The organism is Pseudohaliea sp. (assembly GCF_040217025.1).
Classification (GTDB): domain Bacteria; phylum Pseudomonadota; class Gammaproteobacteria; order Pseudomonadales; family Halieaceae; genus Pseudohaliea.
Genome location: NZ_JAVJOA010000008.1, coordinates 302,716 through 317,649 on the forward strand (window position 1 = coordinate 302,716; position 14,934 = coordinate 317,649).

Below are 14,934 nucleotides of genomic sequence, written 5' to 3' on the forward strand. Positions count from 1 at the left end.
GGCAATCCTCGGTGCGGCTCAGTCCAGGGGCTCGACGTCTTCGGCCTGCGGGCCTTTTTCGGTGTCGGCGATCACAAAGGTGACGCGCTGGCCATCATTGAGGCTGCGGCGGCCCTCGCCGCGGATGGAGCGGAAGTGCACGAAGATTTCGCGCCCGTCGTCGAGGGTCAGGAAGCCGAAGCCCTTGGCCGCGTTGAACCACTTGACCGTGGCCTCTTCGCGCGGACCCTCGGGCACACTGGCCGCCGGCGCGGGCTTCTTCTTCGCCGCGGGTTTCTCGCGGCGCGGTGCATCCTTCGGTTTCTGCTGCCGCTCCGGGGCGCGGGAGGGGGCGCTGCCGGCGGGCGCGGTGCTCGCCGGTGCAGCGAGCGGGCGGTGCGTGGCGAGGGCCGTACCGGCCGTCGCTGCCACGAAGAGTACGGCGAGCACGGGGTCGAAGGCCCCGCTCCCGGTGAGCAGGGCGGCGATGACGGCCGCGACGAGGCCGATGGCAATGGCGATGACGAGTTTGCCGGGAATGGACATGGTACTTCTCATAGCTTGACACTCACTTGCTGTCGGTGTGTTGACACAAAAAAACGGGTGCCGGTCGACCCGCGACCGGCCGGGAGTGGGGCTGACCGGCGTCGGCGGCCGGCCGCCCCGGGCGGTGCCCCGGGAGGATGTTCCGGGGCGCCCAGGCGTCGCTAGAGCTTCGCGACGTCCTCGGCCTGGAGCCCCTTGGGCCCCTCCACCAGGGTGAATTCTACCGCCTGGCCCTCGTCGAGGGTGCGATAGCCGTCGCCCTGGATGGAGCGAAAGTGCACGAACACGTCACCCTCGCCTTCTTCCCTGGTAATGAATCCGAACCCCTTGGCGTTGTTGAACCACTTCACCGTGCCGCTGACACGCTCGCCCATACCGCTTCCCTCGGTGTTTCCCTTTTTATTGTCTGGCGGCACCCGGTGCCGCCGCCCATGTGCGCTGCGCGCTACATGTTCTTCAGGGTCTCGTGCTGCGCCTCGAGGCGGGCCTGCGCCTGCTCCTGCGCGGCCAGCTTCTCGCGTTCCCGCTCGACGACGTCGGCGGGCGCCTTGGCGACGAAGCCCGGGTTGTCGAGCTTGCCGCGCAGGCGCTTCACTTCGCCCTCAATTCTGCCGAGTTCGCGCGCCAGCCGGGCGAGCTCGGCGTCGCGATCGATGAGTCCGGCCAGCGGCACGAGGATTTCCAGGTCGCCGGCAAGCGCCGTGGCGGCGGCGGGCACGGCCTCGTCTGCTTCCAGGAAGCGGATGCTGCCGAGCTTCGCCAGTTGCATGAGGAATGTCCGATTGTCCTGCAGCCGCTTGTTATCGTTCTCGGTCCCGTTGCGCAGCAGTACGTCAACCGTTTTGCCGGGCGCGACGTTCATCTCTCCACGAATGTTGCGCACGCCGAGCACGATAGCCTTGATCCATTCTAGCTCCGCGCTCGCAGCCGTGTCCACGCGGGCCCGGTCCACCTGCGGGTAGGCCTGCAGCATGATGGTCCGCCCGGAAGCGCCCGCGAGCGGCGCCACGGCCTGCCAGACCTCCTCGGTAATGAAGGGCATGAACGGGTGCAGCAGGCGCAGCACGTTCTCGAGCACCTGCACCAGGGTCTGGCGAGTGCCGCGAAGAGCGGCCTCATCCTCCGCGCCGTCGCGCAGCGCGACCTTCGACAGCTCGAGATACCAGTCGCAATACTCGTTCCAGATGAAGTCGTAGAGCAGCTGCGCGGCGAGATCGAAGCGGTAGTTGCCGAGGGCGCGGTGAACCTCGCCGACGGTGTCCTGCAGGCGCGAGCGGATCCAGCGGTCCACGAGGTGGTAACTGACCGGTGCCGACGCGTCCTGGCCGCAGTCCTCGCCTTCGGTGTTCATCAGCACGTAGCGGGCCGCGTTCCAGATCTTGTTGCAGAAGTTGCGGTAGCCCTCGATCCGGCCGAGGTCGAACTTGATGTCGCGGCCGGTGGAGGCGAGGGAGCAGTAGGTGAAGCGCAGGGCATCGGTGCCGTAGGCACTGATACCCTCCGGGTACTGCTTGCGCGTGGCCTTCTCGATCTTCGCCGCAAGGCGCGGCTGCATCATGCCGGCGGTGCGCTTGCTGACGAGGTCTTCGAGGTCGATGCCGTCGATGAGGTCGACGGGGTCGAGGACGTTGCCCTTGGACTTCGACATCTTCTGCCCCTCGCTGTCGCGCACGAGGCCGGTCACGTAGACCGTGCGGAAGGGCACCTCGCCGCGAAAATGCAGCGTCATCATGATCATCCGGGCGACCCAGAAGAAGATGATGTCGAAACCGGTCACCAGTACCGACGTCGGGTGGTAGCGCGCGAGTTCCGGGGTATCTTCGGGCCAGCCGAGGGTGGAGAAGGTCCACAGGGCCGAGGAGAACCAGGTGTCGAGGACGTCCTCGTCGCGGTGCAGGGGCAGCGTGTCGTCCAGGCCGTGTTCGGCGCGCACGGCCGCTTCGTCGGCGCCGACATAGACGTTGCCCTGGGCGTCGTACCAGGCGGGTATGCGATGCCCCCACCAGAGCTGGCGGCTGATGCACCAGTCCTGGATGTCGCGCATCCAGGCAAAGTAGGTGTTCTCCCACTGCCGGGGCACGAAGCTTATATCGCCGTTTTCCACTGCCGCGATCGCGGGGCCGGCGAGCTTCTTTGCGTCCACGTACCACTGCGGCGTCAGCCAGGGCTCGATGATGACGCCGCTGCGGTCGCCGCGCGGCACCTTCAGCGTGTGGTCCTCGACTTTTTCGAGCAGGCCCAGCTGGTCGAGGTCCTCGACCACGCGCTCGCGGGCAGTGAAGCGGTCGAGACCGCGGTAGAACTCGGGGGCTTCGTCGGAAAGCGTGGCGTCGGCATTGAGGATGTTGATCAGCGGCAGGTCGTGGCGCTGGCCGAGCGCGTAGTCGTTGAAGTCGTGCGCCGGCGTGATCTTGACGCAGCCGGTGCCGAAGTCGCGGTCGACGTAGTCGTCGGCGACGATGGGGATCTGCCTGCCGACCAGGGGCAGCTCTATGGTCCTGCCGACGAGGTGCGCGTAGCGCTCGTCCTCCGGGTGCACGGCTACCGCCGCGTCGCCGAGCATCGTCTCCGGGCGCGTCGTGGCCACGGTGAGGTGGCCGCTGCCGTCGGAGAGCGGGTAGCGGAAATGCCAGAGGTGGCCTTGCTCCTCCTCGGCGATGACCTCGAGGTCGGAAATGGCGGTGTGCAGCTCCGGGTCCCAGTTCACCAGCCGCTGGCCGCGGTAGATGAGGCCTTCCCGGTAGAGGCGGATGAACACCTCCTGCACGGCCCGGGACAGACCGTCGTCCATGGTGAAGCGTTCCCGCGACCAGTCCGGGGAGGTGCCGAGGCGCCTGAGCTGCCGCGTGATGTTACCGCCGGATTCGCTTTTCCACTGCCAGATCCGCTCGATGAAGGCCTGGCGGCCGAGCTCGTGCCGGTCCCTGCCTTCCGCCTCGAGCTGCCGCTCGACCACCATCTGCGTGGCGATGCCGGCGTGGTCCGTACCCACCTGCCACAGCGTGTCGTTGCCCTGCATGCGGTGGTAGCGGATCAGTGCATCCATGAGGGTCTGCTGGAAGCCGTGACCCATGTGCAGGCTGCCGGTCACGTTCGGCGGGGGGATCATGATGCAGTAGGGGTCGCCGCTGCCGCTGGGCGCGAAATACCCGCTTTCCTCCCAGTGCGCGTACCAGCGCTTCTCGATCTCGGCGGGCTTGAAGGTCTTGTCCATCGGGGTGTGGGTTCGCTCAGGGCAGCTCGGGGAAGCCGGCGATTATACGCGTCACAGATCGTGCTTTTCCAACGCGTAGCCGCGCTCCTTGTAGAACTGCCAGGCCGCGCGCAGCGCCTGCAGGCTGGCCTCGTCGCGGGTGACCACCTCGGCAACGCGGTGAAAGCGGGGAAAGAAGGGGGGCGGGGTGAGGTCCAGGTTGATCAGCAGGTCGTCGTGGTTGCCCGGGTCCTGCCCCCAGCCGATGAGGACCGCCTCGCCCGCGGTCTCGCCGACCAGGGCGTGGGGCAGGAAGGCATCGGGGCGGAACTGCCAGAGCAGCTCATCGAGACTGCGCGCCTGGGCCTCGTCGGCGCAGTGCAGGAAAACCCGGTGGCCGCGTGCGGCGGCCTTGTTGGCGAGCCGGCAGGCGACCAGGGGCCGCCCGCCGGCATCGCCGTCGCTGACGACGTAGAAGCCGACCCGGGTCACCGCTTCCCGGCGCGGTCGCGCAGGTAGCGGGTGAGCAGCGCGACGGGGCGCCCCGTCGCGCCCTTCGGCGAGCTGTTCCAGGCCGCCCCGGCGATGTCGAGGTGCGCCCAGCGGTAGTCTTCGGCGTAGCGGGCGAGGAAGCAGGCCGCGGTCACGCTGCCGGCTTCCGGGCCGCCGATATTTGCCATGTCCGCGAAGTTGCTCGCCAGCTGCTTCTGGTAGTCGTCCCAGAGCGGCATGCGCCAGGCGCGGTCGTGTGCCGTGGTGCCCGCGGCCAGGAGCTCATCGGCCAGCTCGTCATTGTTCGCGTAGAGGCCCGCGGCGTGCGAACCCAGGGCCACCACGCAGGCGCCGGTGAGGGTGGCGATGTCGACGACGGCCGCGGGCTTGTAGCGGCCGGCATAGGTGAGCGCGTCGCAGAGCACCAGGCGGCCCTCCGCGTCGGTATTGAGGATCTCGATGGTCTTGCCGGCCATGGACGTGACCACGTCCCCGGGCTTGGTCGCGCTGCCGCTGGGCATGTTCTCGGCCGCGGCGACGATGGCGACCGCATTCACCGGGAGATCGAGCTCGCAGAGGGCATGCACGGTGCCGAACACGCTCGCGGCGCCGCCCATGTCGAACTTCATCTCGTCCATCTTGGCGCCGGGTTTCAGGGAAATGCCGCCGCTGTCGAAGGTGATGCCCTTGCCGACCAGCGCATAGGGCTTCGCGCCCTTGCTGCCGCCCTTGTACTCCATGACGATCAGCTGCGCCGGCTGCTCACTGCCGGCGGAAACGGAGAGCAGGGAGCCCATGCCGAGCTCCTTCATCTGCTTCTCGGAAAGCACCTTGACGGTGAGCTTCGGGTAGCGGCGGCCGAGCTTGCGGGCCTCCTTTGCGAGGTAGCTCGGCGTACAGATATTGCCGGGCAGGTTGGCGAGCTCCCGCGCCGTGTTGACTCCGAGCCCCGTGGCGAGGCCGGCCTCGAGCGCGGCCTTCGCGCGCGCGGTGGACAGGGCCTTGCCGGCGTTGACGGTGAGCCGCTTGAGTGCGGGCTGCGCAGCCGGCTTGCTCAGCGTCTGACGGTAGCGGTACAGGGCCGTGACCACGCTGCGGGCAAGGAACTCGCAGAGCCACTCGCTATCGGCCTCGCCGAGGCCGAGCTCGCCGGCGTAGACGAGTGCATCCGCTGCCTTGCAGTCGCGCAGGCTGCGACCGATGGCCTCGCAGAAGGCGATCTGCACGGGGCGGTCGAACTTGCGGGCTTCGCCGCAGCCGACCAGCAGCACGCGCTTGATGGCGCCGTTGCCGGGCAGGAGCAGCGTCTTGCCTTTCTCGGCGCTGAAGTCGCCGAGGTCCAGGGCGGCCTTGATGCTGCCGCCGAGCACCTTGTCGAGCTCGCGCGCCGTCGCGGTGGGTTGCTTGCCTGCAAAGACCGGCAGCACGGCACATTGCGTGCGCGCGCTGGCCGCGTCGCTGACCTGGCGGGCGGAAACACTCAGGGTGGCCATGACAGTTCCTTTTTCAATGGGGATCAGGGGCGCTAGTGTACGGCGAACGCCGGTGCAACTGAACCGGCGCTACTTCTTGCGTTTCGGTACCAGGACGAGAGCCGTGCCGGAAAGGTAGTCGTGCCAGTAGCGGCCGCGGCGGTCGATCAGGCACCAGAGGTAGCCGAGGCCGAGGCAGGCGGCGGAGAGGAGGGCGCCGAGGCAGCGCAGGGCGCAGCGCGCCAGCGTGAGGCGCTTTCCCGGCAGCGCCACCAGTTTCACGCGCCAGGCCTGCATGCCGAGGGTCTGCCCGCTCTTGGTCCAGAAGGCGGAGAAGAAGCCGACGAGGCAGAGGAGGATGAGTCCCTGGGCGAGCCAGGGGTTCAGCGGCTGTACCGGCTCGCCGCCCTCGACCAGTGCCGCGGTGCCCATGGCGAGCACGAAGGCGAGCATGATCACCGGCAGCACCAGGAACGTGTCGTAGACGAGCGCCATGAGCCGCCGCGGCAGGGCCGGGCTCGGGGCGTTCTCGCTGTCCGGGGTGTGGAGCGTCTCGCTCAGGGCTCGAGCTCCAGGTGGTGCGTGCTCGGCGGCGGCCGGTCATCCTTGCGGCGGTAGCGCTCCTCGAGCACGTCCGCGCCCGCCTCGGCGAGGTCCAGGTCCGGTGCGGCGACGGGCTCGGCGGCCGCACTTTCGGGCAGGGCCGCATCCTGTGCCGCCAGGCTGAACGCGGAAACATCAGGGGGCGGCGGCACGGCGTCCCGGGGGAGGCCGGGAATGTCTTCGCCGACGGGGGCTACGGAGAGGTCGTCGGTGGCCGGCGGCGCAGGGGGCGTCGCGGCCTCCGGCCCGAGGCGCTCGCCGACGGGGGCGATGGACAGGCCCTCGGTGTCGACGGCGACCGCCGTGACCTGCCGCCGCTCCTCCGGCCGGAGCACGTCGCTGCCGGGCGCGGCGAGGCTGAGCCCCGGCTCCTGCGCATCCTTGCTGTTGCGCGAGATGCGAGGACGGGCACCGGCGCGCTCCATGGCGGCCTTGTAGCGCAGGGTCTGCTCGCGGTCGAGGTCGCGGCGTATGAGGTGCGTGGCACCGGAGAAGAGCTTGTCGAGGGTGACGTCGCCGGCATTGAACAGTACCGCGAGGCCCTCGCGCACGCTGGCGGCGTCGTGGCCGTCGAGGAGCTCGCCGGCGTAGTAGATGTTGAAAGTTTCTTCGTCCATGGGGTCCACCTGCTGTGCCCTTCACCCGCTGGCCTCACCAGTATAGGGGGGGCGCCGGGGGCGGCCAAGGAAAACCCCTACGGGGAATGGTATTACTCCCGCGCCGATGCCAGAATTGCCTCCGCGAACCCACCGGGTGTCGCCCCATTAAAATTAGATCCCCAGGGGGAAACCATCATGACCCGCAACCTAGCCCCGGCCCTGACCCTGCCCGCGCTCATCGTCCTGTCCGCCCAGGCTGCCGCCCAGGCGAACATGCTCGAAGAGGTCGTCGTGACCGCGCAGAAGCGCACGGAGAGCCTCACCGACGTACCGATCTCCATCGGCGTGATGAGCGCGGAAGCGCTGCAGAAAACCGGCGTCCGCCAGCTGCGCGAAGTCGCCGAGTTCGTGCCCAACCTCACTATTTCCAACGGCAACGACAGCTCCACCGCCGTGCGCATCCGCGGCGTCGGCACCAACACGCGGAATATCGGCTTCGACACGCGGGTGGGCGTGTATGTCGACGGCGTTTACATGGGCCAGTCCCTGGCGCAGAACCTCGATATCCTCGACCTCGAGCGCGTGGAGGTGGTGCGCGGTCCGCAGGGAACGCAGTTCGGCCGCAACACGGTGGCCGGCGCCATCAACATGATTACCACCCGGCCCACGGACGAGTTCGAGCTCGAACTCCTCGGCGAGGTCGGCAATTACGACTCCTACCGCGTCGGCGCTATCGCCAACCTGCCGATTAGCGACAGCCTCGCCGCGCGCGTGTCGGTGATCGACCATGCCCGCGACGGTTTCGTCGACAACATTACCACCGGCACGGACCACAATGAGCGCGACGGCACGACGCTCCGGGGCCAGCTGGCCTGGCGCGGCGAGCGGGTGGACGTCATCCTGGCCGCGGACTACACGGAGTCGGATCGCGTGTCCTTCTTCGGCGAGGCGGTTTCCGACTGGTCCGGCAGCGTGCCGACGACCGAGGCCCCGGGTCGCTTCGATATCGCCAACAACGTCGACAACTACGAGGAGCGGGAGATCTGGGGTACGTCCCTCAACGTCGATGTCGCCCTGGGTGACTACTCGCTGACCTCGATCACGGCGTTCCGCGACAACAGCATCGACCGGGGCCAGGACACGGACCACAGCTCCCTGTCGCTGCTGCGCGTCGAGTACCCGGACGCCTACGAGCAGCTGACCCAGGAGTTCCAGCTGTTCTCGCCCGATACAGGGCGCCTCAAGTACGTGGCAGGTCTGTACCTGTATCGCGAGGAGGCCACGTCGTCCCGCCGCGCGATCGTCGGCGAGGATATCGGTATCGTCTTCGCCGGCCTGGCGCCGCCGCTGGCGCCCTTCGGGCCGGCCTTCACCGACACCTTCGCCGGCACCTTCGGCGATGTCGACACGGACAGCTGGGCGGTCTACCTGAACGGCACCTACGACCTGACCGATCACTGGACCCTCGGCTTCGGCGCCCGCTACACCGATGAGCAGCGCGAGGTCGACTACGACCTCGTCGGCAGCGTGGTCGACCTCGGTATCCTCACCGTGCCCACGGCAGCGGTCTTCGGCGTGGCCGTCGGCCCCGTGGTGGACGGCCTCACGGTGCTGAACTTCCAGGACAAGCAGAACTACGACGACTTCTCGCCGATGCTGAGCCTGAGCTATGCGCTCACGGAGAATAGCAACGTCTACCTGAAGTACTCGGAGGGCTTCAAGAGCGGCGGCTTCAACGTCGACTTCGTATCCGAGGCGCTGCTCGCCGACGGCATCGACTTCGATCCGGAGACCGTCGAGTCCTGGGAGCTTGGCTTCAAGGGCGAAAGCGACGATCGCTCCCTGCGCTACAGCTTCAGCGCGTTCTACATGGAGTTCCAGGACTACCAGCTCAACCAGTTCATCCAGCTCTCCAACAACACCTCGACGATCACCATCCAGAACGCGGCCGAGGTCGTGTCCGAGGGTATCGAGGCGGAGGTCACCTGGTATCCGACCGCGTCGCTGCTGGTCAACGCATCCATCGGCTACAACAATGCCGAGTTCGACAGCTTCCCGGGTGGCGGCAGCGCCCGCAACCCGGCCGGCGTGGGTGCCGATCTCGACGGCAACAAGCTGCCGCAGGCCCCGGAGTGGTCCTCGGCGCTGGCGGTGCAGTACAACCTGCCGCTCTCCGGCCTGGGTGGTGAACTGGTCACCCGCGTGGACTGGACCTACACGGACGAGTACTACACCACCGAGGACAACGTTGAGTTCGCCAACCCCGGCAGCCCGATCGTCTGGGGCAAGGTCGACAGCTATTCCCTGCTGAACGGCCGCATCGGCTACGAGGCGAGCGACAGCTGGAGCGTCTACCTGTGGGGCCGGAACCTGCTCGACGAGGATTACAGCTTCGCCTGGCCCTCGGACTTCCTCGGCACCGCCGCCAACTTCCCCGGCGACCCCCGCACCTACGGCGTTGAGGTGACCTGGCGCATGTAGCCCCGCGGGCCGACGCCGGGGTTGCCGCGTCGCGTGCGCGCTGCCCCGGCGTTATAATCGCGGCGGGAGGTTGACCTTATGTCTGTTCAGGATCGTATCCACGAGCGGCTTGCCGCTACCTTCGCACCGCTGCACCTCGAGCTCGAGAACGAGAGCCACAGCCACAGCGTGCCGCCGAATTCCGAGACCCACTTCCGGGTGGTGCTGGTGAGCGACGCCTTTTCCGGCAAGCGGCCCGTAGCCCGGCACCAGGCCGTATACGCCGCCCTCGCCGAGGAACTCGCCGGGCCGGTTCACGCCCTGGCACTGCACACCTACGACCCGGCCGAGTGGCGCGACCGCCAGGGCGAGAGCCCCGCGTCCCCGGCGTGCCTGGGTGGCAGCAAGGCGGAGGGGGGTGGCGTGTGAGCGTCGTCGTCGCCGCGCTTTACAAGTTCACGGCCCTGCCGGACTACCGCGAACTGCGCGAGCCGCTGCTCAGCTTCTGTCGCGAACAGGGGGTGCGCGGTACGCTGCTGCTGGCGGAAGAGGGCATCAACGGCACCATCGCCGGCACCCGCGCCGGCATCCACGCGGTGCTGGCACGGCTCAGGGCCGATCCCCGCCTGGCCGACCTCGAGCACAAGGAGAGCCTGCACGACGAGCCGCCGTTCCTGCGCATGAAGGTCAAGCTGAAGCGCGAGATCGTCACCATGGGCGTGCCGCAGATCGACCCGCGGCGCACGGTGGGTACCTATGTCGAACCGGGCGACTGGAACGCCCTGGTCGAGGACCCGGACGTGCTCCTGATCGACACCCGTAACGCCTACGAGATCAGCATCGGCACCTTCCGCGGTGCCGTGGACCCGGGCACGCGCTCTTTCCGCGAGTTCCCGGACTGGGTGAAGGAGAACCTCGATCCCGCAAAGCACCGCAAGGTGGCCATGTTCTGTACCGGCGGAATCCGCTGCGAGAAGGCCACCGGCTACCTGCTCCAGGAGGGCTTCGAGTCTGTCTACCACCTGCGCGGCGGCATCCTGCGCTACCTCGAGGAAGTGCCGGCCGGGGAGAGTACCTGGGAAGGCGAGTGCTTCGTCTTCGACGAACGGGTCGCCGTGAACCACGACCTCGAGCGCGGCAGCTACGAGCAGTGCTTTGCCTGCCGCCGGCCGCTCTCCGCCGAGGATCGCGCCGCGCCGGAGTACGAGCCCGCGGTGTCCTGCCCGCACTGCTTCGACAGCCTCGACGAGGCGCGCCGTGCCCGCTTCGAGGAGCGCCGCCGGCAGGCGTCCCTGGCCCGCGAGCGGGGTGAGCGCCACCTCGGCGCCGCGCCGCGGCGGCGCTCGGCCTGATCGATCGGCCCGGTCCCCGGGCCGGATCCGACAGTTTTTCCCGGGCCCTGCCCGTCTGCCTTTAACGTCAGCGCAGCCGGCGGCTCACCGCCGGCAGGAAGCGCGCCGCAGGCACGTAGATGCTGCGTCCACGGCTATCCCCCCGCGACAGCACCCCGACCAGGCGGCCACCGTGGAAGGCGCCGCCACCGGATGCCCCCTTGTAGGCAAGGCAGTCGGTCAGGCGGTCCGCGCCGCTGGTGCCGGTCACCCGGCAGGCCGGGTCGTAGGTGAGCTGCGCGCCGCCGGCTCCGAGGCCGGGGTCGCCGGAAAAGCCAGCCATGGCGAGGCGGGCTCCCGCTGCCACGGTCCGCCCGTCCAGCTCGGCAGTGCCCCCCAGCCCCGCGGGGATCGGCGGGTTCAGCTCCAGCAGGGCCCAGTCCGCCGCCATACCGCCGCCGCTGGCCACGGCCCGCGCCCGGCTCTCGAGGACCTCCCCGGCGAGACCGGTGAGCTCGAAACGGATGGCCCGGGAGAGGTCGGTGTAGTACTCGAGGCAGTGCCAGGCGCTGAGAACGAACTGCGCATCACCGCCGTCCGGCGGCGCCAGCAGGGTGCCGCTGCAGCGCTCGTCGTAGTGGCGCCGGCGACCGGCCTCGAGGCGGCTCGTGGGGATGGCAAGGCGACCGACGGCGAGCAGCCACGGCGGTGCGTCGTCCGCCACCGGCAGCCGCCGTTCCGCCGCGCCTGCTCCGTGGTCGGCGAGGGCCGGCACCATCGCGACGATGGAGACGAGGGCGAGCAGCAGCCTGCGTGCCAGCCGCTGCACCACTCAGTACTCGGTGAGGCGGTTGATGCCGTTGAGGGCCGCGATGCGGTAGGCCTCGGCCATGGTGGGGTAGTTGAAAGTGGTCGAAATGAAGTAGCGCAGCGTGTTGCCCTCGCCCGGCTGCTTCATGATGGCCTGGCCGATGTGGATGATCTCCGTGGCCTCTGCACCGAAGCAGTGAATGCCGAGGATGCGCAGCGTGGTCGGGTCGAAGAGAAGCTTCAGCATGCCGACGTCCTCGCCGGAGATCTGCCCGCGGGCGGTGTCCTTGAAAAAGGCCCGGCCCACCTCGAAGGGCACGCGCTGCTCCGTGAGCTCGCGCTCCGTCGGCCCCACCGAGCTGATCTCGGGGATCGTGTAGATGCCCGTGGGCACGTCGTCGACGTAGCGGGCGCCTGCCTTCCCGCGGGAGACCGCGGCGGCGGACCGGCCCTGGTCGTAGGCGGCGCTGGCGAGGCTCGGCCAGCCGATCACGTCGCCGACGGCGTAGATGTTCGGCACCTCGGTCTGGTACTGCCGGTTGACGCGCAGCTGGCCGCGGCTGTCGGCCTCCAGGCCGACCTTGTCGAGAGCCAGCCGATCCGTGTTGCCGGTGCGGCCGTTACACCACAGGAGGGCGTCGCCGCGCAGCTTCTTGCCGCTCTGCAGGTGCAGCACGACACCGCCGTCGGTCGCCTCCACGCGCTCGTAGGTCTCGCGGTGGCGGACCATGACGCCGAGGTCGCGCAGGTGATAGCTGAGCGCAATGGAGATCTCGTCGTCGAGGAAGGCGAGCAGGTTGTCGAAGCTGTTGACCAGCTCGACCTTGATGCCGAGGCCGGAAAAGATCGAGGCGTACTCGCAGCCGATCACCCCCGCGCCGTAGATGAGCAGCTTTCGCGGCGTGTGCTGGAGGTCGAGGATGCTGTCGCTGTCGTAGACCCGCGGATGGCTGAAGTCCACGTCCGGCGGATGGTAGGGGCGGGAGCCGGTGGCGATGACCACGTCGCGGGCCGTGAGCGAGTCCAGGCTGCCGTCGCTCTCTTCCACCACCACAGTGTTGGCGTCGCGGAACTGCGCGCGGCCCTTGTACACGGCGATGCCGTTGCGCGCGTAGAACTTGCTGCGCATTTCCACCTGCCGCTCGATCACGCCGGCGGCCACGGAGAGCGCGGTGGGATAGGGAATCTGCCGGCTGTGGCCGATGTCCCGGAACAGCTTGCCCGTATTGAAGCGCATGAGCTGCTTCACCGCGTGCCGCAGCGCCTTGGAGGGAATGGTGCCGCGGTGCGTGCAGCCGCCGCCGACCATGCTGTATTCCTCCACCACGGCAGCGCGCTTGTTGTGCTTGGCGGCGTTGAGGGCGGCGCTCTCGCCGGCCGGACCGCTGCCGATGACCAGGACGTCGTAATCGAATTCCATACGCTGCGTGCGCCCCCGCGGGCGCCTCGACTCCATGACGGGAACGGCCGCTATTGTAGTGCCCGCGGTGGCCCCGGCGAAACCGGGCCGTTGCTTGATCGGTGTCAATGCCCGGGATTCGACGGCTTCCTATGATGCACGGCAAATCGACGGCGCCTGTCGCGCCGGGTCCCGCAAGCAAGGAGTTAACTATGAAAACGAAACTGGCTGTGGCAGTCGCGGCCGCGATCGCGGCTGGCGGCGCACTGACGGCGCAGGCCCACGAGGCCGGCGACATCATCATCCGCGCCGGTATTGTCAACGTCGATCCGTCGGGCGACAGCGATTCCATCGTGCTGCCGACGGAGCCTGCTACAGTGCTGCCGGGCGGCGTCGACGTCGATGACGACACGCAGCTGAGCATCATCGGCACCTGGATGGTCACGGATGTCTGGGGCGTCGAACTGCTTGCGGCCACGCCCTTCGAGCACGACATCACCCAGCCCGACCTCGGCATCGATGCGGGCAGCACCAAGCACCTGCCGCCGACGCTGAGCCTGCAGTACTACCCCCGTGGCGGCAAGGCCGGCTGGCAGCCCTACGTCGGCATCGGCGTGAACTACACCTACTTCTTCGACGAGGAAGTCGACCCCGCGCTCGGCGAAGCTCTCGGTGCCGTCCTCGGCGCCACCAGTGCTCGGCTCGATCTCGATGACTCCATCGGCCTCGCCGGTCAGGCCGGCGTGGATATCCCGCTGAACGACAACTGGATGCTGAACGCCGGCGTCTGGTACATCGATATCGGCACCACCGCAGACGTTGTAACGGACGTCGGCACGGTCAGCTTCGACGTGGATATCGACCCGTGGGTCTACAACATCGGCATCGCCTACAAGTTCTGAGCGACCACTGAAACCGCGGTCCCCGGATCGCGGTCAGGTCCCCTTGCCCCCGCCTTCCCGGCGGTTTTTTTTTGCGCTTTTCACGATGTCGTCGGCGAGCGTGCGACGATTGTCCGCCTCCGCCGGTTGACCTGGATCAGGTCCTTGCAGTGGAGGCCTGCAACGGCCCGGTGCTCAACGGTGGTGCCTGTGGCCCTCCATCGGGCCGCTCTCCATCGGCATCGAGGCAGGTGTTTCGCCGGGGACAGGCAGGCTGCGCTGCAGCAGGTGGCTGCCGTGGCTGGCGACCAGGTAGAGCGTCCAGATCCCGGACGCGATGAGAAGCACGGCGATAAGCACCTTGAGCCCGCGGCGGCGGAGCAGGGTCTGGACGCCGCTGGCGCCGAAGCTGGCCGCCAGCATGGCCGGCAGCGTACCGGCCCCGAAGGCGAGCATCAGGCTGCCGGCGCCCCAGGCGCTCTGCGCGGTGGCCGCCCAGGCCAGGCCGCTGTAGATCAGCCCGCAGGGCATGAGGCCCCAGCCGAGGCCGAGGGCGAAGCCCTGTCCCGGGCTGGTGACCGGCAGGAAACGCGACGAGAAACGCTGCACGGGACGCCAGAGGACGGCACCGGCGCGCTCGATGACCGTGAGGCCGCGCCACCAGTCGGCGATGTACAGGCCCATGAGGATCAGCAGCACGCCCGCCAGGTAGCGCAGGCCCAGGGTCCATGCCGCGAGATTGATGCTGCCGGCAAGGAAGCCGAGCAGGGCACCGAGGGCGCCATAGCTGGTGATGCGGCCGCCGTGGTAGGCGAGGGTAAGCGACGGTCGGGTCTGGCCACCGAGGCTGAGGGCGGCGGCGATGCCGCCGCACATGCCGAGACAGTGCCCGGCGCCGGCCAGGCCGATGCCGAAGGCTGCGGCGTAGTCTGCAGGACTCACGGCCGGTGACCCCCGCCGATGTCGTCGTCGCCCGGGTTGCGGTCGTCGTTCTCGCGCTGCGTGCCGGCGCTGTCGTCCGGCTTGTCGTCGTCGGCGAGGATGCGCCAGCCCTCCTTGTCGAGGTCGTCGTACTGGCCGCTGTCGATGGCCCAGAGCAGCAGCTTCACGGCCACGGCCACGAAAACGAGGGCGACGGGGATGAGCAGGTACAGGCTGTCCATGAACGC

General features: G+C 68.5%; 15 protein-coding genes. 4 read left to right on the top strand and 11 right to left on the bottom strand.

Annotation, left to right across the window (positions count from 1 at the left end; all coding sequences use genetic code 11):
- Window positions 1–18: 18 nt before the first annotated feature.
- The 7 genes from RKE50_RS18570 to RKE50_RS05595 form a co-directional block, all read right to left on the bottom strand.
- The gene (locus RKE50_RS18570; protein ID WP_502937871.1) at window positions 19–525 is read right to left on the bottom strand and encodes a cold-shock protein; all 507 of its coding nucleotides are present in this window, start codon (window positions 523–525) and stop codon (window positions 19–21) included.
- Window positions 526–686: 161 nt separating this feature from the next.
- Window positions 687–899: a cold-shock protein gene (locus RKE50_RS05570; RefSeq protein WP_350035040.1), complete on the bottom strand. Its 213-nt coding sequence runs from the start codon at window positions 897–899 to the stop codon at window positions 687–689.
- A 71-nt stretch (window positions 900–970) separates the two neighbouring features.
- Window positions 971–3,739 (bottom strand): valine--tRNA ligase, encoded by a 2,769-nt coding sequence (locus RKE50_RS05575; RefSeq protein WP_350035042.1) that lies wholly within the window; start codon window positions 3,737–3,739, stop codon window positions 971–973.
- Window positions 3,740–3,790: 51 nt separating this feature from the next.
- Complete coding sequence (locus RKE50_RS05580) at window positions 3,791–4,210, bottom strand: DNA polymerase III subunit chi (protein WP_350035044.1); 420 nt, start codon at window positions 4,208–4,210, stop codon at window positions 3,791–3,793.
- Window positions 4,207–5,703: a leucyl aminopeptidase gene (locus tag RKE50_RS05585; protein ID WP_350035045.1), complete on the bottom strand. Its 1,497-nt coding sequence runs from the start codon at window positions 5,701–5,703 to the stop codon at window positions 4,207–4,209. The genes RKE50_RS05580 and RKE50_RS05585 overlap by 4 nt, the downstream gene beginning before the upstream one ends.
- A gap of 69 nt (window positions 5,704–5,772) precedes the next feature.
- Window positions 5,773–6,243, bottom strand: a complete 471-nt coding sequence (locus RKE50_RS05590) for an RDD family protein (RefSeq protein WP_350036482.1) — start codon at window positions 6,241–6,243, stop codon at window positions 5,773–5,775.
- Window positions 6,240–6,902: a hypothetical protein gene (locus tag RKE50_RS05595; protein ID WP_350035046.1), complete on the bottom strand. Its 663-nt coding sequence runs from the start codon at window positions 6,900–6,902 to the stop codon at window positions 6,240–6,242. The genes RKE50_RS05590 and RKE50_RS05595 overlap by 4 nt, the downstream gene beginning before the upstream one ends.
- Before the next feature lie 177 nt (window positions 6,903–7,079).
- Here RKE50_RS05595 and RKE50_RS05600 point away from each other — a divergent pair, with 177 nt between their 5' ends.
- The 3 genes from RKE50_RS05600 (at window position 7,080) to trhO (ending at window position 10,696) form a co-directional block, all read left to right on the top strand.
- A complete protein-coding gene (locus RKE50_RS05600) occupies window positions 7,080–9,365 on the top strand; it encodes a TonB-dependent receptor (RefSeq protein ID WP_350035048.1) in 2,286 nt (761 codons plus the stop codon).
- A 78-nt stretch (window positions 9,366–9,443) separates the two neighbouring features.
- Window positions 9,444–9,773 carry a BolA family protein gene (locus tag RKE50_RS05605; protein ID WP_350035049.1) on the top strand — a complete coding sequence of 110 codons (330 nt, stop codon included), beginning with the start codon at window positions 9,444–9,446 and terminating at the stop codon, window positions 9,771–9,773.
- Window positions 9,770–10,696, top strand: a complete 927-nt coding sequence (gene trhO, locus RKE50_RS05610; protein WP_350035051.1) for an oxygen-dependent tRNA uridine(34) hydroxylase TrhO — start codon at window positions 9,770–9,772, stop codon at window positions 10,694–10,696. The genes RKE50_RS05605 and trhO overlap by 4 nt, the downstream gene beginning before the upstream one ends.
- A gap of 67 nt (window positions 10,697–10,763) precedes the next feature.
- On the opposite strand, the gene RKE50_RS05615 is transcribed toward trhO, so the two are convergent.
- The gene (locus RKE50_RS05615; protein ID WP_350035053.1) at window positions 10,764–11,507 is read right to left on the bottom strand and encodes a trypsin-like serine peptidase; all 744 of its coding nucleotides are present in this window, start codon (window positions 11,505–11,507) and stop codon (window positions 10,764–10,766) included.
- Complete coding sequence (gene sthA, locus RKE50_RS05620) at window positions 11,508–12,905, bottom strand: Si-specific NAD(P)(+) transhydrogenase (RefSeq protein WP_350035055.1); 1,398 nt, start codon at window positions 12,903–12,905, stop codon at window positions 11,508–11,510.
- A 191-nt stretch (window positions 12,906–13,096) separates the two neighbouring features.
- Between sthA and RKE50_RS05625 the strand changes: the two genes are divergently transcribed.
- Window positions 13,097–13,786: an OmpW/AlkL family protein gene (locus RKE50_RS05625; RefSeq protein ID WP_350035056.1), complete on the top strand. Its 690-nt coding sequence runs from the start codon at window positions 13,097–13,099 to the stop codon at window positions 13,784–13,786.
- Between the two features lie 174 nt (window positions 13,787–13,960).
- Here RKE50_RS05625 and RKE50_RS05630 read toward each other — a convergent pair whose 3' ends face one another.
- A complete protein-coding gene (locus RKE50_RS05630) occupies window positions 13,961–14,707 on the bottom strand; it encodes a sulfite exporter TauE/SafE family protein (RefSeq protein WP_350035057.1) in 747 nt (248 codons plus the stop codon).
- Window positions 14,704–14,928, bottom strand: a complete 225-nt coding sequence (gene ccoS / locus RKE50_RS05635; protein ID WP_350035059.1) for a cbb3-type cytochrome oxidase assembly protein CcoS — start codon at window positions 14,926–14,928, stop codon at window positions 14,704–14,706. The genes RKE50_RS05630 and ccoS overlap by 4 nt, the downstream gene beginning before the upstream one ends.
- Window positions 14,929–14,934 lie beyond the last annotated feature (6 nt).